The organism is Geomonas azotofigens (assembly GCF_018919395.1).
Classification (GTDB): domain Bacteria; phylum Desulfobacterota; class Desulfuromonadia; order Geobacterales; family Geobacteraceae; genus Geomonas; species Geomonas azotofigens.
On the sequence record NZ_JAHLME010000001.1, the window covers coordinates 247,784 to 265,834 of the forward strand.

At 62.6% G+C, this 18,051-nt stretch carries 16 protein-coding genes; 3 read left to right on the plus strand and 13 right to left on the minus strand.

What is annotated here, in order from left to right; all coding sequences use genetic code 11:
• Window positions 1-29: 29 nt before the first annotated feature.
• Window positions 30-701, plus strand: a complete 672-nt coding sequence (locus tag KOL99_RS01065) for a hypothetical protein (protein ID WP_216508640.1) — start codon at window positions 30-32, stop codon at window positions 699-701.
• A gap of 108 nt (window positions 702-809) precedes the next feature.
• Here KOL99_RS01065 and KOL99_RS01070 read toward each other — a convergent pair whose 3' ends face one another.
• On the minus strand, window positions 810-1,727 hold the full coding sequence (locus tag KOL99_RS01070; RefSeq protein WP_216508642.1) for a TIGR01212 family radical SAM protein: 918 nt from the start codon (window positions 1,725-1,727) through the stop codon (window positions 810-812).
• A gap of 220 nt (window positions 1,728-1,947) precedes the next feature.
• Here KOL99_RS01070 and KOL99_RS01075 point away from each other — a divergent pair, with 220 nt between their 5' ends.
• On the plus strand, window positions 1,948-4,440 hold the full coding sequence (locus tag KOL99_RS01075; RefSeq protein WP_216508644.1) for a helicase C-terminal domain-containing protein: 2,493 nt from the start codon (window positions 1,948-1,950) through the stop codon (window positions 4,438-4,440).
• Window positions 4,441-4,706: 266 nt separating this feature from the next.
• Here the strand turns inward: KOL99_RS01075 and KOL99_RS01080 are convergent, their stop codons facing one another.
• The 3 genes from KOL99_RS01080 to KOL99_RS01090 all read right to left on the minus strand — a co-directional run bounded on the left by KOL99_RS01080 (window position 4,707) and on the right by KOL99_RS01090 (window position 8,350).
• Window positions 4,707-5,678, minus strand: coding sequence for a peptidylprolyl isomerase (locus tag KOL99_RS01080; RefSeq protein ID WP_199390191.1), 972 nt, complete (start codon window positions 5,676-5,678; stop codon window positions 4,707-4,709).
• Window positions 5,679-5,782: 104 nt separating this feature from the next.
• Entirely contained in the window at window positions 5,783-6,772 is a 990-nt protein-coding gene (locus tag KOL99_RS01085; RefSeq protein WP_199390192.1) for a prenyltransferase/squalene oxidase repeat-containing protein, read from the minus strand.
• Between the two features lie 84 nt (window positions 6,773-6,856).
• Window positions 6,857-8,350: a hypothetical protein gene (locus KOL99_RS01090; protein ID WP_216508646.1), complete on the minus strand. Its 1,494-nt coding sequence runs from the start codon at window positions 8,348-8,350 to the stop codon at window positions 6,857-6,859.
• 503 nt (window positions 8,351-8,853) lie between these two features.
• Between KOL99_RS01090 and KOL99_RS01095 the strand changes: the two genes are divergently transcribed.
• Window positions 8,854-9,453 carry a DUF2845 domain-containing protein gene (locus KOL99_RS01095; protein ID WP_216508648.1) on the plus strand — a complete coding sequence of 200 codons (600 nt, stop codon included), beginning with the start codon at window positions 8,854-8,856 and terminating at the stop codon, window positions 9,451-9,453.
• 19 nt (window positions 9,454-9,472) lie between these two features.
• On the opposite strand, the gene KOL99_RS01100 is transcribed toward KOL99_RS01095, so the two are convergent.
• From KOL99_RS01100 to proB, 9 genes are all read right to left on the minus strand, one after another.
• Window positions 9,473-10,210 carry a ComF family protein gene (locus KOL99_RS01100; protein ID WP_216508650.1) on the minus strand — a complete coding sequence of 246 codons (738 nt, stop codon included), beginning with the start codon at window positions 10,208-10,210 and terminating at the stop codon, window positions 9,473-9,475.
• A 162-nt stretch (window positions 10,211-10,372) separates the two neighbouring features.
• Window positions 10,373-11,026 (minus strand): lactate utilization protein, encoded by a 654-nt coding sequence (locus KOL99_RS01105; protein WP_216508652.1) that lies wholly within the window; start codon window positions 11,024-11,026, stop codon window positions 10,373-10,375.
• 394 nt (window positions 11,027-11,420) lie between these two features.
• Window positions 11,421-12,083 (minus strand): flavodoxin family protein, encoded by a 663-nt coding sequence (locus tag KOL99_RS01110; RefSeq protein ID WP_216508654.1) that lies wholly within the window; start codon window positions 12,081-12,083, stop codon window positions 11,421-11,423.
• A 50-nt stretch (window positions 12,084-12,133) separates the two neighbouring features.
• On the minus strand, window positions 12,134-13,669 hold the full coding sequence (gene gpmI / locus KOL99_RS01115) for a 2,3-bisphosphoglycerate-independent phosphoglycerate mutase (protein ID WP_216508656.1): 1,536 nt from the start codon (window positions 13,667-13,669) through the stop codon (window positions 12,134-12,136).
• 82 nt (window positions 13,670-13,751) lie between these two features.
• Complete coding sequence (locus tag KOL99_RS01120; protein WP_216508658.1) at window positions 13,752-14,216, minus strand: 23S rRNA (pseudouridine(1915)-N(3))-methyltransferase RlmH; 465 nt, start codon at window positions 14,214-14,216, stop codon at window positions 13,752-13,754.
• A complete protein-coding gene (rsfS, locus tag KOL99_RS01125; protein WP_216508660.1) occupies window positions 14,213-14,602 on the minus strand; it encodes a ribosome silencing factor in 390 nt (129 codons plus the stop codon). The genes KOL99_RS01120 and rsfS overlap by 4 nt, the downstream gene beginning before the upstream one ends.
• Window positions 14,592-15,242, minus strand: coding sequence for a nicotinate-nucleotide adenylyltransferase (gene nadD, locus KOL99_RS01130; protein ID WP_216508662.1), 651 nt, complete (start codon window positions 15,240-15,242; stop codon window positions 14,592-14,594). The genes rsfS and nadD overlap by 11 nt, the downstream gene beginning before the upstream one ends.
• 137 nt (window positions 15,243-15,379) lie before the next feature.
• Window positions 15,380-16,636 (minus strand): glutamate-5-semialdehyde dehydrogenase, encoded by a 1,257-nt coding sequence (locus tag KOL99_RS01135; RefSeq protein WP_216508664.1) that lies wholly within the window; start codon window positions 16,634-16,636, stop codon window positions 15,380-15,382.
• 149 nt (window positions 16,637-16,785) lie between these two features.
• Window positions 16,786-17,907 carry a glutamate 5-kinase gene (gene proB, locus KOL99_RS01140; RefSeq protein ID WP_216508666.1) on the minus strand — a complete coding sequence of 374 codons (1,122 nt, stop codon included), beginning with the start codon at window positions 17,905-17,907 and terminating at the stop codon, window positions 16,786-16,788.
• Window positions 17,908-18,051 lie beyond the last annotated feature (144 nt).

Here is an 18,051-nt window from a genome sequence, read left to right on the forward strand (position 1 = left end):
TAAATACTCACCCACCCCAGGAGGACATTATGAAAAGTCTCAAAGCCAATCTCCTCACCGTCATGACCATGATCGCAACCGCGCTTTTAGCAGCGTCTCCCCTGACAGCTACTGCAGCGGAATCCGGCGCAGCAGGCAAGCCGACCCATAGAACGACAACCGAACAGGCGGAACGGATTGAGCTGAAGATAGGCTGGGTGGAAGTGGCCAACGACGGTTCACTGCACGTCGAGTTCACCGTCAGGGACGGCAACGGCAAGGCCGTCACGGGACTGACCCGCGACGACATCGCCGCGGTCTCATTCGGGCGTCTGGGTTACGAGGACGAGGTCGGCCTGAGGACGGTGGTCGGTCAACCGGGCAAGATCTGGCTGAGCTACCTGGAGAAGCGCCGCGATGGGCAGGGCGTTGAGCGGAACCGGGGCGTGGTCGGACTTGGGGCGAAGGACCGCCTGACCGAGGTGGGGGACGGCGGTTACAGCCTCGAGGTCAAAAGGCCGGCGCGGCTGCTGACCAAGTTCAGCTACCAGCCCGCGGCCGAAACCGGCGTGCTGCTGAGGATAACGAGGGAGGGGGGCGCGGAAGGGCGCGACTCCTATTTCTGGCGCCCGGCGCTGGCGAAGAGGATTGAAGTTCCCAAGATGCTGGCGCGTGAAGAAGGCGGCCGCCCCCTAAGCAGCAAGCCGCGCGCCTGGAACTAGGCGCTTTCCACTTGCGGGAGGTTCATAAGTCCCCCCTCTCCTCAAGGGAGGGGTGGACTGAGGTCGGAGTTATTCGAGCCTCGCAAAGGGCAAAAGGGGACAGTCCCCTTACGGAGCCAGTCCCCTTCCGGACCCCTGCCTGCTCTTTCTCCGCTCCAGCTCGTGATCGATGCAGTTCAGCACCTCGAACTTGGCGAGCGACCAAAGCGGCGCTACCAGGTCCTTCCTGTTGCCGTCTCCGGTCAACCGCTGCACCACGATCCTCGGGTCCAGCCGCTCGAGGAAGTCGCAGACCAGCCCGACGTAGCTGTCGCGGTCCAATAGGGGCACCTCCCCGGCCTGGTACAGCTCGGCCAGGCGGGTGCCGCGCATCACGTGCAGGAGATGAACCTTCACCCCGTCCACGCCGGCCCGGTTCAGAAAATCCGCGCCGGAAAGCATCTCCTCGCGGCTTTCCCCCGGCAAGCCCAGGATGATGTGGGCGCAGACCCGGATGCCGCGCTTTTGACACTCCCTGACGGCGGCGCTGAACGACGCGAGGTCGTGGCCGCGGTTGATGGCGGAGAGGGTGCGGTCCAGCGGCGACTGCAGGCCGAGTTCCAGCCAGAAGTAGCAGCGCCGCGCGTACTCGGCGAGGAGGTCGAGGGTTTCGGTCGGGAGGCAGTCGGGGCGGGTGCCGACGATGAGGCCGACGACGTCCGGCACCGAGAGTGCCTCGTCGTAGAGCCGGCGCAACTGTTGCACCGGGGCGTAGGTGTTGGAATAGGACTGGAAGTAGGCGATGAAGCGGGAGGCCTTGTACTTTCTTACCATGACCTCCTTGGCGTGCTCCAGCTGCTCGGCAACGCCCACCCCCTGCAGGATGCCGTAGGAACCCGATCCCTTGCCGCCGCAGAAGATGCACCCATCCGTCCCGACGCTGCCGTCGCGGTTCGGGCAGGTGAACCCCGCGTCCACCGAGAGCCGCTGCACCTTGCAGCCGAACACCCGCTTCAGCTCCTCAGAAAATGCGTTGTAGCGCTGCATGAAATCTCCTCGGCTTCTCTTCTAACATAGAGGGGCAGGATGGATCAATGACGCTGCCACGGTTATCCAAATCTTGTTGGTGCCTGGACGATCGCATGCTGTAGGGGCGAATAATCATTCGCCCGCCTCCGACGGTTGCCGGATTGCCAAAGGCGCCCTCCCCCCCGCCCCTGCTTTTGTGTTGCCTCCCCCACCCAAACCCTGTATCTTCAACCGGGTCATGCAAAAGTACTTTTCAGCTCTCGCCATCGAGCAGCTCCGCAACGCAATCACCGAAGCAAACGGCAACGAAGTCTTCTTTTTGGGTCGCACCGACGAGGCGCGCATCGTCGTGACGGTGGAGCCGCTCGCCCGCGGCAACAAGGACGCCGTCCCCGCCATCATGATCGCCTGCTCCTTCGGCGACGTGGTCATCCACAACCACCCTTCCGGCAACCTCACCCCTTCGCAACCGGACATCGAGATCGCCTCGCTCCTGGGGAACCAGGGGGTCGGCTTCTACATCGTCAACAACGACGCCTCCCGCGCCAACCAGGTGGTCGCCCCCTTCGCCCGCAAGGTGGTGGAACGCCTCTCCTATCCCGAAGTCGAGCATTTCTACGCGCCCGACGGCGTACTGGCCCAGGCCCTCCCCGGCTACGAGCACCGCCCCGAGCAGAGCCGGATGGCGCTCAACCTCGCCGAAGCCTTCAACGAGGAGAAGGTCGCCATCGTCGAGGCCGGCACCGGCACCGGCAAGTCGCTCGCCTACCTCCTTCCCGCCGCCCTCTGGTCGGTGCGCAACAAGGAGCGGGTGGTGGTCTCCACCAACACCATCAACCTGCAGGAGCAGCTGATCCAGAAGGACATCCCGTTTCTGCAGCAGCACGCCGGGGTGCAGTTCCGGGCGGTGCTGGTCAAGGGACGGGGCAACTACCTCTGCCTGAGAAAGCTCCGGGTGAACGCCGCCGACGCCTCGCTCTTCAAGGACGAAACCGCCCAGGAACTGGACGCCATCGTGGCATGGAGCAAGAAGACCGACGACGGCTGCCGCGGCGACCTGGCCTTCATACCCAAGGACGAGGTCTGGGAGGAGCTCTGCTGCGAGTCGGACCAGTGCGGCCGGGTAAAGTGCCCGGAATACCCGCGCTGCTTCTTCTATAAGGCCCGGCGCGAGGCGGCCGGCGCGGACCTCCTCGTGGTCAACCACGCCCTGCTTTTGGCCGACCTTTCGGTGCGCCAGGAAACCGGCTACGACGCCACCGCCATCCTCCCCCCCTTCACCCGGCTTATCTTCGACGAGGGGCATCACCTCGAGGATGTCGCCACCAACTTCCTCTCCAGCCAGGTCAGCCGGCTGGGGCTGGTCAAGCTTCTGGGCAAACTGCAGCACCCCAGGAAAGCGCACCGCGGCGTGCTGCCGCAGCTTTCCACCCAGCTCTCCGCCGCCGTGCCGGAATCGCAGGACGACCTCTACCTGGAGATCGCGGAAGTCCTGGAAGGGCGCCTGATCCCGAGGAGGGTCGCGGTGCTGGAGGCGGTGACCCGAGGCATGGACCAGATCGGCGAGGCGCTGTTCAGGAAGCTGAAGAAGGATGGAGTCGAACAGAAGCTGCGGGTGACGCCGGCCATTTACAACACTCCGCTCTGGCAGGAGGTGACGCCGCACATCGAGCACATGGCCAAGGAACTCTCGGACTACGCCCTTGCCATGCAGGCGTTCCTGAAGGGGTGCGAGAAGCTTTCCGACAAGGTGCTGGAGAAGCTGTCCGGGCCGCTCACCGACCTTAGGGGGGTGAAAGGGAGGATCGAGTGCGCGGTCGACGCACTGAGGTTCTTCATGGCCCGCGAGGACGAGTTCTGCCGCTGGTTCGAGTTGAGAAAGGGCCCCCTGGTGAAGCTCTGCTGCTCACCGCTGGAGGTGGCGGAGTCGATCAAGAAGGCGATTCTCGATCGCTTCAAGACCGTGGTGCTCACCTCGGCCACGCTGGCCATCGGGGAAAAGTTCGACTTTTTGAAGCACCGCACCGGAATAGAGCTGCTCGCCAAGGATCGGGTCAGCGAGCTTTTGCTCCCCTCTCCCTTCGACTACGCGCACCAGGCGCTGGTGGCGGTCCCCGCCGACATGCCCGAGCCGACCTCTCCCATGTTCGAGGCCCGGCTGTGCAGCCACCTCTTGGACGCGCTCAAGATTTCCCAGGGGCGCGCCTTCGTGCTCTTCACTTCCTACGACCTGCTGGTCCGGGTCTTCAACCGCCTGGCCGAGCCGCTCAAGGCCGCCGGCCTCACCCCGATGCGCCAGGGGGAGACCAATCGCCACATGCTCCTCTCCAAGTTCCGCAACTCGCTCAACCCGGTGCTGTTCGGTACCGATTCCTTCTGGGAGGGGGTGGACGTGCAGGGGCGGGGACTGGAACTGGTCGTGATCACCCGCCTCCCCTTCCGGGTCCCAACCGAGCCTATCCTGGAGGCGAGGAGCGAGCACATCACCGCCAAGGGGGGCGATCCCTTCATGAGCTACACGGTGCCCCAGGCGGTGATCAAGTTCAAGCAGGGCTTCGGGAGGCTGATCCGGAGCAAGGAGGACCGCGGGGCAGTATTGATCCTGGACTCGAGGGTACTGACCAAGAACTACGGCAAGATATTCCTCACCGCGCTCCACGGGGTCACCGTCCTGAAAGCGCCGGAAGAAGAAATCTGTCGCCGGCTCGAATCCTTCTTCGCACCGAACTAGGAAGTCCACTCCCTATCTGCAGTTCACGCAGCGGAACTGCGAGACCTCACGTCCCCCCCTTTACGCAGAGGATACCAAGGGGTTTTGCGCTGAGGACCATGCTTCCAAATCCCCCCTGTCCCCCCTTCGCGAAGGGGGGACAGGGGGGATTTTGCCCCACGTACCATCTCCAAAAAAATGGGGCCGACTTCCCGGTCGGCCCCTTTATCACAACCTCCGCGTTGACCCATTCACAACGCGTCGAATAACAAATCCGCCAGGCGGAACTACACCTTTTCGATCTTAGCCTTGCCACGCAACTCTTCGACGTAAGCCGCCAGCATGCCCCGGATCTTCTCGCGCTTTATGTTCCCGGCGATGGTGTTTTTGACATCTTCGTAGCGCTCCGTCGCCGGCGGCAGCTTCTGCTCCACCTTGATCACGTGATACCCGAGCGGAGTCTCCACCACGTCGCTAATCTCGCCGGCCTTGAGTGCAAAAGCCGCCTTCTCGAAAGGAGGCAGGCTTTGTCCCTTGCCGATAATGCCGAGGCTCCCCCCCTGCTCCTTGGTGGGCGAAGTCGACTCCTTCTTGGCCACCAAGGCGAAGGCTTCGCCCCCCTTGACCCGCTTCAACACTGCCAGCGCCTTATCCTTAGCCTGCTGCTTGGCTTCCGCGTTGGCGCCCTTGGCAACCCCGATCAGGATGTGACTCACCTTGATCCGGTCCCCCTGGGTGAACTGTTTCAGCTTGTTGTCCTCGTAGTACTTGCGCACCTCTGCCTCAGACACATCCGTCTTGCCGGCAAATCGCTGCACAATCAGGTTGTTGATCACGATATCCTTGCGCGCCGCCTCCTCCAGTTCCTTTTGGGTCATCCCCACCGATTGCAGCGCCTTGTCGAACTCTGCCTGGGAAGGGTACTGGTACTTGCTCTGGACGATGCGGGTGGTCACCTGCTTGTCGAGGTCCTTGATCTCCAGCTTCATCCCCGCCTGGTAGAGCAACTCGGCAGCGGTCAACTGGTTCAGTGCCGCGTCGGTCGCCTTCTTGAGCTGGTCCGGCGGCAACTGTTTGGGATCGGCCTGCCCGACGAGGGCTTTGACGGTACGGTCCAGTTCCGCGCGGGTGATGGGGGCGCCGTTCACCTTCTCCACGGCGGCCTGGGGAGAGTTCTTGGCAGGCCCGCCGGTGCAGGCTGCCAGCGCCAGCAGCGACAGGGCTGCCGCCGAACGGGTCATCTTATGTAAAGAAAGCATGTCAACTCCTTTAAAAGCGAGGCTAAGATCGAGGTTAAGGTCAAGTGGAAAGCGTTTCCGTTCTCAACCTCACCCTTGACCTAACCTGCTTCTCAACTGTTTCTTTATCGCTTCGCCACCTGCACCTGCACACCCTTCACCTTGCCGATCTCGCTCAGGATACGGAGCGCGGTCGTGGTGGAGTCGGGAGTGGAACCGTACCCTTCCAGGGGGCCAAACCCGCCGTTCACCTTGATGTACAGCCGCTTCATGAAGTTGAAGGCCAGCGCCTTGTCGACGCGGTTACCTGCATTGATCTCCTTCAAGGCGCGGATGGTGTAGAGTTGCTCGTCGAGGTCCGGACGCTCCTTGCTCTTCTTGTCGAGATACGGTGTGCTCTCCAGGTACTGCAGCGCACTTTTGGCGGTCGGGGCATCCATGCCCGACAAGGCGTTGAGGATGTACGCGGCCATGTAGGTGCTGCGTGCGTTGGGGCGGCCGGGACCCTTTTCCGGGCCGAAGCCTCCCTCCTTCTTGGCGAATCCTTTTACGTATTCAAGGGTCTTGCCCCGATCCACCGCATCCAGCCCGTTCACAGCCTTCAGCACGTGTAACGCGTAGTAGGTTGTCGCAAGCGAGGATTTCCTGGCATCAGTGGAAAAACCGAAGCCGCCGTCATGGTTTTTCAAGGAAGCGGCAAAGGCCTTGACCTTGTTGCGGTCGATGGCGTTGCCGGCGTCAAGCAGCGCCAGGGTTTCCAGGGCGATGTCGGTGTAGAGGATGGAGGAGGTCTTGCTGGACTTGTCCGGCGTGAAGCCGCCGTCTTTTTGCTGGGCAAGCTTGGCTGCCAGGATGATGGCATTCTGCCTGCCGGTATCTATCTTCTCTCCCATGGCAAGGAGCGTGTAGACGTAATCGTTGGCGATCACAGTGGCGACCGGGAAATCCGGGCGTCCCTCCATCTCGCGGATGAAGGCGTTGGTTTTCTTGAAGTCAAACTCGGCGCTTTTCGCTTTGGGCTGCCTCGCTTTTTCCTTGGCCAGGGCGGGAGCTGCCAAAGCGGCGACCACGGTAAGCGCGGCCGCTATGCGTAGGATGTTGTTGGCAATGTACATGGTCGTACTCCGTATGGATATGAATGGGCTTTTTGGGGAAAGGGGGGAGGATTTCCTCCCCCCCGGAATTGCAATTACGTTGTCTTACTGATGCGGCGGAACGCCCCAGGTCGAGGTTTTGCCCGAGTGGCAGAAGACGCAGACGCCAAGAGCGTAGGTCTTGTCTTTGCCGGCGGGGAAGCTGTAGCTGGTGCTACCCTGCAGGGTGGACAGCTGGGTGTTGTCCAGGGTCATGGTCGACGGAGCCTCGGCATGAGCGGAGCCGTGGCAGGTCTGGCACTTGATGCTCCCTTTGTGACCCCGGCCGTTGATGAACTTGCCGAACAGGGTCGGGCTGGTCGGGTACACGGTGCCACCCACGATGTTGGTGGCGTGGCAGGCGAAGGCCGGGGTGGCCCCGGCACTTGCCGAGGTGCAGGACGGCAGGGTGGAGGCTTTCCACGGTTGGGTCAGCTGGCCGGCAGCGGTACGCTGGTTCAGGTTGCCATGGCAGTCGACACACCAGAGGGTTGTCTTGGCCTTGTGGGAACCGCGGTAGCAGTTGACGTTGTTGCCCGGGTGGCAGTCGTAGCAGTTGGTGGCAACGTTGGCGTCGTACTGGGTCAGAACCTTGCTGCTCTGGCTGTGGAAGCGGTGCAGAACGTCGGAGAAGGAATACTGGGAAACCTTGACGTCAGCCTTGGTGAAGGTGGCGCCCGCCATGATCACGTAGTTGGGCCATACGTTGGCGAGGCCCGGTGCTGCGCTCTCGCCCATCGCCGGATCCCAGTGGCACCAGGAGCAGCGGATCGGGCCAGAAGTGCCGTCGCCGGTCGGGTCAAGGTAGTTGAAGTCGATCTTGCTGGAGTTCATGCCGTGCATCTTGCCGAGATAGGCGAAGGAGCCGGTCGGGGTTGCCGGGTAGCCGTTGGCGGAAGCAAGCGACAGGTGGCAGGAGCAGCAGCCGCCGAAGGCAACCGGGGTCACGGTGCTGGTCTGTGCCAGGATGGTGCCGGAGCTGTTCTTCACGTACACGTTGGTCATCGGGTACGGGTTGCGGTTCGCGCCGCCAAGAGGGTCGGTCATGACATTTTTCGCGGAGTTGGCGTCAACCAGCGGGTACGCCGGAATGCCGACCGCGGTCCAGTCCTTCAGGTTGCTGTCGTAGGCCATGTTGCCGGAGATGCCGTTGCCGGCGATGCCCTGAACTTTGCCGCCGACGACCGGCACAAAGCCCGGGAACAGCTTCGGCGAATAGGTGATCCACTGCTGGAAGTAGGAGTCAGCCTGCAGGGTGGACTCGGTATTGTCGGCCATGCCGTAGCTTACCGTGACACCGTAGGTGCCGGCGTTGGTCGAATCGATGATGACGGGGTCATTGCCGCCGTACCCCAGGACCTGGGCCCTTACCGTGTTGAACGGGGGGAGGAGCAGGAACCCGGCAAAAGTCGGGCAGGCGCAATGCATACCAAGATCATTCCACGCAACGACCTTGTAGGAGCTAGGGGCTCCGGTCTTGCCTGCAAATGCCGGAGCGACGACAACCGTCAGGGCTGCTGCGGTAAGGGCCAGCGCGGGTACAAGTTTTTTCAATCTCATGCCTTGTGTTACCTCCTTTTTCGTGTAAAACCATTTTTCCCTCTAGGGGGAACTCCCGGCTTGGCCTAGGGTGGGTACCTCACTCGGCGTAACCGGTTGCTTCCGTTGTCCGCACCCGGTATGCGGACGGCGCTGATATTAGCAGGGAGCATGCCAGCATCAAAAAGGCTTCTAACCCCGTGTATAATTGACCACCGAGCGTTTCGGGTATCGTTCATTAATGTGGGGCATAGCACCCATTCCCCACGCCCCCGCACCCATCCAGAGCCATTTCTCCCAGAGCATAACCACCCAGCCCGGTGAGGCTTTACCCCTAACAGCCTGTACCGGCACCCTCAAAGCGAGGGGTACCGCCAGAGGGCGGGTGATGACATAAAGGTTTGATTACGAGGGAAGATCTCATGCAAATGGCCGGGCAGGCGATTTGCTGGTGGTTCTTTGGCACCCCTTGTGCTACTAGATGGCGGCGATGATAGTCCGGAGGTGATGGTTCAGGAGTGAAAATGCTTGGTTCGGCAGGGTTGAAGCTTTGGGTCGTAGTGGCGACCCTGGGGGTGTGCTCATCGTTCACCGTGCCTGCTCATGGGGCGGCTTGCAGAGAGGAGGTCGTAATCGGTCAGCCGATGGCCGAGGTTGCGGCCCAGTGTCCGCAGCCGACACTGAAGGAGCACCGCGACCTTTTGGAAGAGCGGTTTGAGGGGAAAAAGACGACGCGCAGTACCACGTCCTACGACGAGTGGATTTTCGATACCGGGCCGCAGGAGTTCATGCTGAGCCTGGTCTTTCTGAACGGGATACTGACGGAGGTACGCAACCTGGGCTACGGCAGCATGCGCGACCCGATGATGCCGGAATGCCGTAACGGCGAAGGATTGGCGCTGGGCGACACCATCGTCGATGCATACTTAAAGTGCGGGGAGCCCCTGGCGCGCGAAAAGCGCGGGGAGAAAGTGGCTGTTTCGGTGGATGGGGAGGTGACCACGCGCACCTCGGTCGCCGTTGAGGAATGGACCTACCGCTACGGTCCCGACCTTCCCGGCTATACCCTCCGCTTCGAAAACGGTGTCGCCAAGGAGATCCGCCCGAGGGAGTTCGGCAAGTAGCGGCCGATGGGGGATCGGTTCACCGCTGGATCCCCCGCGCCACCGTCACCGCCGCCACCCTGGCGACTTCCGCCTCGCGCAGCGCATCGACACAGGCCCCCAGCGTGCTCCCCGTGGTGAAGACGTCGTCCACCAACAGCACCCGCTTTCCCGCCAGCACCTTCGGGTCCCGCACCCCGAACGCCCCCTTCACGTTGGTCACCCTGTCCCCCGCGTCCAGTCCCGTCTGGGGCTCCGTCCAGCGCAGCCGGCGCAGATTTCCCACCACTTGCGGTACCCGCAATTTCTTACCGAGCACCTCACCAATCAGCTGCGACTGGTTGTAGCCGCGCTGCCTGAGCCTTTTGCGATGCAGCGGTACCGGCACGACGCAGTCGGGCGCCGCCTCGCAAAGAAAGTCTTCCAGCCGTTGAAAAGCCAGCAGCGCCAGGGGCTCGCCCAGGTGCGTCTTGCCGCCGTACTTGAAGCGGTGGATCAGCTCCTGGAGCGGGCCACCGAGAACAGCCGCCGAGCGGCTGGTGTGAAAAGGCGGATGGGACAGGCAGGTGCCGCAGATGTGGTCGCTGCCATTTTCGGTGGCGAAGGGGGCCCCGCAGAGGGTGCACAAGGGAGAAGCGAGGAAGGCGATCTTGCCGAGGCAATCGGTGCAAATGAAGGGCTGGGGCGGAGTCTCCTCCGTCCCAGTTACGGGTATGGTCCCCTTGCAGGCGTGGCACAAAGGGGGAAACAGCAGATCGATCAGAGGGCGCAAGAGCATGTCAACCCCCGTAAAACCTGTTCTACGTTCTATGTTCTACGTTCCAAGGTAGACTCAAACTTCCCCGACAGGGGTCTTCCATGTCTGGTTAACACGCAAGGCCTCAGGGTGAGGTTGCAACGCAGAACATAGAACGTAGAACGTTGAGCGGGTTTTGCTTCTTTACAGTCCCATGTCCTCGTTGACGACCAGCACCCGGATGTCCGTGTTTCTCGGCTTCTTCTCGATGATGGTGGTCACGCGGCAGATGCGCTGCGGCGAGTTGCAGTCGGAGCAAAAACCGGTCGTCGTGCAGGGGGTGGAGAGGTTGAGCCTCTTGGCGTTAGGGGGCGAGGCGTAGGTCCTGATGCGCTGCACCGCGTCCTCGATGCTGCCGTCCACCAGCTTGTTGCGACCCACCACCACGATCACCTTCTGCGGCCCGAAGAACATGGCGGCGGCACGGTTGCCGTTGCCGTCGATGTTGACCAGGACACCGGAGAGGGTCACCGCGTTGCTGCCAGTCAGGAAAAGGTCGCAGGTAAGCTGCCGCCTGGTGATCGCCAACTTCTCCTCAGGGGAAAGGCCGGGCAGTCCGTGGTTCAGGATCTCCTTCCCCATCCCCTTCAGCTTCTCCGAAAGCTTCAGGTCCGCGATGGAAAGGGAGCCGCCGAAGCCGACGCTCTGTGCCTGGGTCGCTTCGTTGACGATGTAGTGGAACACCTCTTCGCCGTCATGGCAGTAGAGCGCGTCGAAGCCGTTCTTCTTCAGGTTCTCCACCGCTTTTTGGCATTTGTGCGCATAGGCCCAGTTGTTCAACTCTTCGGTATTGCTCATGACGTCTCCTATGGACAGTTGAGAATGGATACTTGCCAACGCTCCAGCTTACGCTTCAGAGTAACGAATCCGAGCCTGCAACAGCGCAGCCTTCATCCGCCCCTGCGGGGCACCTTCTCCCGGGGGGAGAAGGCGGTTACCCCCCGCCCCACGGGAGAGGGGCAGGCGTGCACGCCGCGCCACACACCTACGTCCTGTAGGGGCGAATAATTATTCGCCCGACCGCCGGTGCCCCGCCCGCGCCCTTGTCACCAGAGGGGAGGCGCGATTACGGGGGGCGAATGATTATTCGCCCCTACAGGTGGAACGCTTTTACCAGGTGCATTCGTCGTAGGGGCGCCCAGTTCCCCTCGCCCTTCGGGCCAGGGGTGAGGGCCTGCCGAAGCTGGCCCGACTACCTTTTCGCCAGGTACTCCTTCTCGTAGGGCCAGCACTCGCCCATGAAGCCGATCAGGTGGCTCATGCGCTCTTTGAAACCGAGGCGGAAGCCGTCCTGCTCCGGGAAGGAGCGCTTCTCGCGCACGCTGTCGCAAAGATCCTTGCCCAAGGCCCGCGCCTTCGCGAACAGCGCCTCCTGGTCCGGGAAGACGCGATGGCCGGCGCCGGGAGAGCCGATGCTGCCGACATTCTGGGCGCCCATGGCGTTCACAATGCGCTGCATGTACTCCAGCGGCTCCTCGTCGCCGCCACCGCCGGAGGTCTCGACCAGCGCCGAGTACTTCCCTTCCAGCGCGGTGAGGTGGATCAGGCCGTTGAGGCGATCCAGCAACGCCTTCAGTTGGGCGGTGATGCTCAAGAGATAGTTGGGGGTCGCCAGGATGAAGGCGTCGGCGGCCAGGAGCTTCTCCTTTATGGTCTCGTAGTCGTCCTTTACCGGGCAGATCCCCACCTTGTGGCAGGCGTCACAGGCGAGGCACGGCTTGATCGGGGTCTCGGAAAGCGAGACGATCTCGATGTCGGCGCCCGCCTGTACCGCTCCGGCCAGCACCTCTTCCAAAAGCCGTCCCGTGGTGCCGTTCATGCCGCGGGGGCTGCCGTTGATTGCAAGAATCTTCATGGTTTTTCTCCTTCTCGTCCGACTAGTCAGACGGGTCAGGCGGTTACAAACTATGCCAGCAAACTCTTCCCGGTCATCTCCGGCGGCTGCGGCAGGCCCAGCAGCTCCAGCATGGTCGGGGCAAGGTCGGCGAGGACACCGGTCCTCAGCTTGACGCCCTTCCTGGAGTCATCCACCAGCACCACCGGAGCCATGTCGCAGGTATGCGCCGTGTGCGGTCCACCCTGGTCGTCCTGCATCATCTCGGCGTTGCCGTGGTCGGCGGTGATGATGGTGGTGCCCCCCTTGGCGCGCACCGTCTCCACCAACTTCCCCACGCACTCGTCCACCGCCTCGACCGCCTTCACCGCTGCAGAGAAAATGCCGGTATGGCCGACCATGTCGGCATTGGCGAAGTTGAGGATGATGACGTCGTACTTGTCCTCGTCCAGCCGCTTCATGAGTTCCTCGGTGACCAGGTAGGCGCTCATCTCCGGCTTCTGGTCGTAGGTAGCGACCTCCTTGGGAGACGGGATCATGGCACGGTCCTCACCCGGGAACGCCTCCTCCCTGCCGCCGTTGAAGAAGAAGGTGACGTGGGCGTACTTCTCGGTCTCCGCGATCCTCAGCTGGGTCAGGCCGGCGTTGCTGATCACTTCGGGGAAGATGTTGACCAGGTCCTCGGGACCGAAGGCGATTGGGAGGCCGAAGGTTTCGTCATACGAGGTCATGCAGACGTAGGCGGCGAGCTTGGGCCAGATTTCGCGCGGGAAGCCGTTGAACTGCGGATCGGTGAAGGCGCGGGTGATCTCGCGGGCGCGGTCGGAGCGGAAGTTGAAGAAGATGAAGCCGTCGCCGTCGGAAACCCTCCCGACGGGTTCGCCTCCCGCCATGATCACGCTCGGGAGCACGAATTCGTCGGTGACCCCGTCGGCATAGCTCTGCTTCATGGCGGCTTCCGCGCTGGCGTAGGGATTCCCCTCGCCGAGCACCATGGCGCGGTACGCCTTCTCCACGCGATCCCAGCGGTTGTCACGGTCCATGGCGTAGTAGCGCCCGATCACGGTGGCGACCTTGCCGAAACCGATCCGCGCGATCTCATTCTCCAGGTGCTGGATGTAGTCGGCGCCGCTCTGGGGCGGGGTGTCCCGACCGTCCATGAGGCAGTGGACGAAGACCTGCGAGACGCCCTGCTGCTTGGCCATCTCGATCAGTGCGTAGAGGTGGGTGTCGTGCGAGTGCACGCCGCCGTCGGAGAGAAGGCCCGCCAAGTGCAGCCTGCCGCTTCCTGCCTTCGCCTTGGCCATGCAGTCGAGCAGCGCCGGGTTGGTGAAGAAATCGCCGTCGTCGATCGACTTGCTGATCCTGGTCAGGTCCTGGTAGACCACGCGACCAGCGCCGATGTTGGTGTGGCCGACCTCGGAGTTGCCCATCTGCCCGGAGGGGAGACCGACCGCGAGGCCGGACCCGTCGATCTGGCCGGAGGGGTATTCGGCGGAAAGCCGGTTCATGTTGGGTGTCTTTGCCTGGGCGACGGCGTTGGCTTCCTGTTCGGGGTTGATTCCCCAGCCGTCGAGGATCATCAAGAGCAGAGGCTTTTTCGGCATGGCATTCTCCCTCATTAGAGTTATTAGATCCAATTAAAAAAGGTGAAGCGTAGCGTCTTCACCTTTAAAACAAGCAGTTACCTTACTCATGATGGTATGGCTCACCGTTAATGATGGTGAAGCCGCGGTAGATCTGTTCCAGCAGGAAGACCCGCACCATCTGGTGGGTGAGCGTCATGCGGGAGAGCGAAACGGTCTTGAATGCCTGGGCCCGGAAGCTGTCGGTGAAGCCGTAGGCCCCGCCGATGGCGAAGACCAGGTCCTGGGTCCCCTGGTCGCGGTTCCTGGACAGGAAGGTGGCGAGTTCAGGGGAACTCATCTGCTCCCCCCTCTCGTCCAGGAGCACCAGCTTCCCCCCCTTGGGGATCAGCTTGGCGAGGCGCTCGCATTCACGCTCCCGCATGGTGGCGGCTTGCGCCCCTTTTTCCTCGCGGGCCTCGAGGATCTCCAGCGGCGCGTAGCGCCTGACCCTCCCCGCGTACTCTTCGATGCCGGTGCGGACCCAGCTCTCCTGGGTCTTGCCGACCCAAAGGAGCTTCAGTCTCATTTCTCTTTATGCTCCCAGAGGTATTCCTCTGGGATCTCGATCCGCGGCGCCCGGCTCCAGAGCTCGTCCAGGTTATAGATCTTGCGCACCTCTTCCTGGAACAGGTGCACGATCACGTCGCCGTAGTCGACCACGACCCAGCGCCCCTCGTCGTACCCCTCGGTGTCGATAGCCTTGTCGATCGGCTTGAGCCCCTGCTTGACCGAATCGGCCATGGCCTGCACCTGGCGGTCGGAGCGCCCGGTGGCGAGCACCAGGTAATCGGCGATGCTGGAGATGTTCTTGATCTCGAGCACCTTGACGTCGAGGCCCTTCTTGTCCAGGGCGAAAGCCGCACACTTCACGGCGCGTTCAACGGCCGGAATCATTACTTCATTATCTTGCATCAACGTATAACCCTTGTTCCTTTATGTAGTGCTCGACCGCCTCCGGAAGGAGGTACCGGATCGAGCGACCGGCTTTCACGAGCTGCCGGATATGGCTTGATGAGATGTCGAGCAGCACCCCATCCAGCGCGTAGACACAATGGCCCGAGCTGTGGCTCAGGCGTTTAGCCGCCGAATCATAGCAGAACTCCCCACTTATGGCAACAGGGAGGGCCTGGGCGAGACTGGCGATGGTGGAACCGGGACGCTGCACGCTGACGATGTTGCACAGGCCGAAAATGGCCTGGTACTGGTGCCAGGTGGAGATGTCGTTGAAGGAGTCCGCCCCGACGATGAAGAAGAGCTCGTCCTCCGGCCGCTCTGCGTGCAACTGGCGCAGCGTATCCACCGAATAGGAGCGCCCGCCGCGCACCGCCTCCATGTCGGAAACCTCGAAGCAGGGGTTGCCGGCGACCGCCAGGCGCACCATTTCCAAGCGGCTGGCGAAGGAGAGTTCCCCCACCTGCGGCTTGTGCGGCGGCGTGGCGGCCGGGATGAAGACGACCCGGTCCAGTTGGAACAGGTCGCGCGCCTCCTCGGCGATGCGCAGGTGCGCGTTATGGATGGGGTTGAAGGTTCCCCCCAGAATCCCCGTTTTCATTGACGCTCCGGTTGTGACGAAAACCAACGGCCTAACGCAAAGCCGCCAAGGCGCAGAGGCGCAAGGATTTAAACCCGACTTCTTTTGGTTCTCTTCGCGCCTTCGCGGCTTTGCGCCTTTGCGTTAAGGCTTTTGCCTTAAGGCCTTACCTGCCCGGCACCGTACACGATGAACTTGGTCGTGGTCAGGTCGGTGAGCCCCATCGGGCCGAAGGAGTGCAGTTTGGTGGTGGAGATGCCGATCTCGGCGCCCAGCCCCAGTTGGTTCCCGTCGGAGAAGCGGGTCGACGCGTTCACCATGACCACGCCGGAGTTGACCTCACGGATGAAGCGCTGCGCGTTGCCGTAGTCGCCGGTGATGATCGACTCGGTGTGCAGCGAGCAGTAGCGGTTGATGTGATCGATGGCCGCATCCAAGCCGTCCACCACGCGCGCGGCCAGGATCAGCTCCAGGTACTCGGCGTACCAGTCCTCCTCGGTGGCCGGCGCGGCCTTGGGAGCGAAGCGGCGGAAGGTCTCGTCGCCGCGCACTTCCACCTTCTGCTCGTCCAGGGCCTGATAGATGAAGGGGACGAAGCGCTCGGCGACGTCCTTGTGGATCAGCAGCGTCTCCAGGGCGTTGCAGACGCCGGGGCGCTGCACCTTGGCGTTGATGATGATGTCGCGCGCCATCTCGAAGTCGGCGGAGGCGTCCACGAAGATGTGGCAGACCCCCTTGTAGTGCTTGATGACCGGGATCTTAGAGTTCTCGACCACGAAGCGGATCAGGCTCTCGCCCCCCCTCGGGATGATCACGTCGATGAACTCTTCCTGCTTGAGCATCTCGGTGACCCCCTCGCGCTCGGTGAACGGGATCAGGGAGAGTGCCGCCGCCGGGATGTTGCGCTTGGCGAGTTCAGCCTTGAGGACGGTGGCGATGGCCAGGTTGGAGTGGATCGCTTCGGAACCGCCCCGCAGCACCACCGCGTTGCCGCTCTTAAGGCACAGGGCCGCCGCGTCGGAGGTGACGTTGGGGCGGGACTCGTAGATGATGCCGATAACGCCAAGCGGGATGCGCATCTTGCCCACCATGAGGTCGTTGGGGCGCTTCCACATGCCGGTCACCTCGCCTACCGGGTCCGGCAGCGCGGCGACCTCGCGGATGGCGTCGGCCATCCCCTTGATGCGCGCCTCGTTCAGCATGAGGCGGTCCAGCATCGCGGAGGAAAGCCCCCGCTCCTTGCCGGCCGCGAGGTCCTTCTTGTTCTCGGCGACGATCTCCTCGGCGTTATTGACCAGCCCCTGCGCCATGTCCAGGAGGAGCTCGTTCTTCACGGCGGAAGAGAGTTTCGCCATGGCGAAGGACGCCTGCCTGGCCTCGGCTGCGATGTTGCGGATCTGTTCGGCGACTGACATAGGTACCTCCGATAAGGCAATTCAAACAGGGATAAAGGGGATAAAAGGGATAAAGGAGTAAAAGCGGCGAAGGACGAGAGAACCCGTCGTTAACCGTTTTAGGGGTTTTATCCCCTGGATCCCCTTTATCCCTGTAAAAACGTCTTGTTTTACAACAGAACGAGATTGTCCCGGTGGATGACGTCGTCGCCGTAGCGGAAACCGAGGATCTGCTCGATCTCGTTGCTCTTGTGGCGGCTGATCTTCTCGATCTCCTGGCTCGAGTAGTCCACGATGCCGCGTGCGAACTCGACCCCCTCCGGATCGAGGACCCTGACGCAGGCGCCGCGGTCGAAGCGCCCCTCCACCTTCGCGATCCCCGAGGGGAGCAGGCTCTTGCCATGGGTGGCAAGAGCGCCGCGGGCGCCGGCATCGACGACGAGGCTCCCGGCGGGCTTGATGGTGAAGGCGATCCAGTGCTTGCGCCGGTTCAGCGACTCGCCGGCGGGCAGGAACAGGGTGCCGAGCAGCTCGCCGTTCATGACCCGGGACAGGTTACCCTCCCCCTTGCCGGCGAAGATGATGGCGGCCACGCCGGACTTCACCACCTTCTTGGCGGCGGCGAGTTTGGTCGCCATCCCCCCCGTGCCGACGTTGGTGCCGCTCCCACCGGCGCCGCGCTCCATCTCGCGGGTCACCGCTCCCACCTGGTGGATCAGCGTGGCGCTCGGGTCGGTGCGCGGGTCGGCGGTGTAGAGGCCGTCGATGTCGGTCATGATCAAAAGAAGCTGCGCCTCGACCAGGTTGGTGACCAGGGCGGAGAGGTTGTCGTTGTCCCCGAACTTCAGCTCGTCGACCACGACGGTGTCGTTCTCGTTGATGACCGGGACGATGCCGCAGGAGAGCAGGGTGTCCAGGGTGCCGCGGGCGTTCTGGAAACGGCGCCGGTTGGCGAGGTCGTCGCGGGTCAGCAGGATCTGGGCGACCTTGAGGTCATAGTCGGAGAAGGCTTCCTCGTAGGCGCGCATCAGGCGCGACTGGCCGATAGCCGCCGCCGCCTGCTTCTGCGGCAGGGTCCGCGGCCGGTCCGGCAGGCCGAGCGCCTGGCGCCCGGCGGCCACGGCGCCCGAGGAGACCACGACCACCTCGATGTCCCGACCGCGCAGCCCAGCGATCTGCGAGGCGAGCCCGTCGAGGAACGTCGGGTCGATGCCGTTCTCCTCGCTGGTCAGGACGCCGGAGCCGATCTTCACCACGATTCTCTTTACCTTCTTGAGCAGTTCCTTACGCATGCCGCTTTCCGCCGATAATGTTTAGTAAAGGCAAGGATACTAACACGTTTCCCCACCCGTGGCAATTTTCTTAAGAAACAGCCGGGCTCAAACTCATTGACAAAGGCTGGTGCGGACTTTAGACTGAGCCCCAATTTCGAGGTG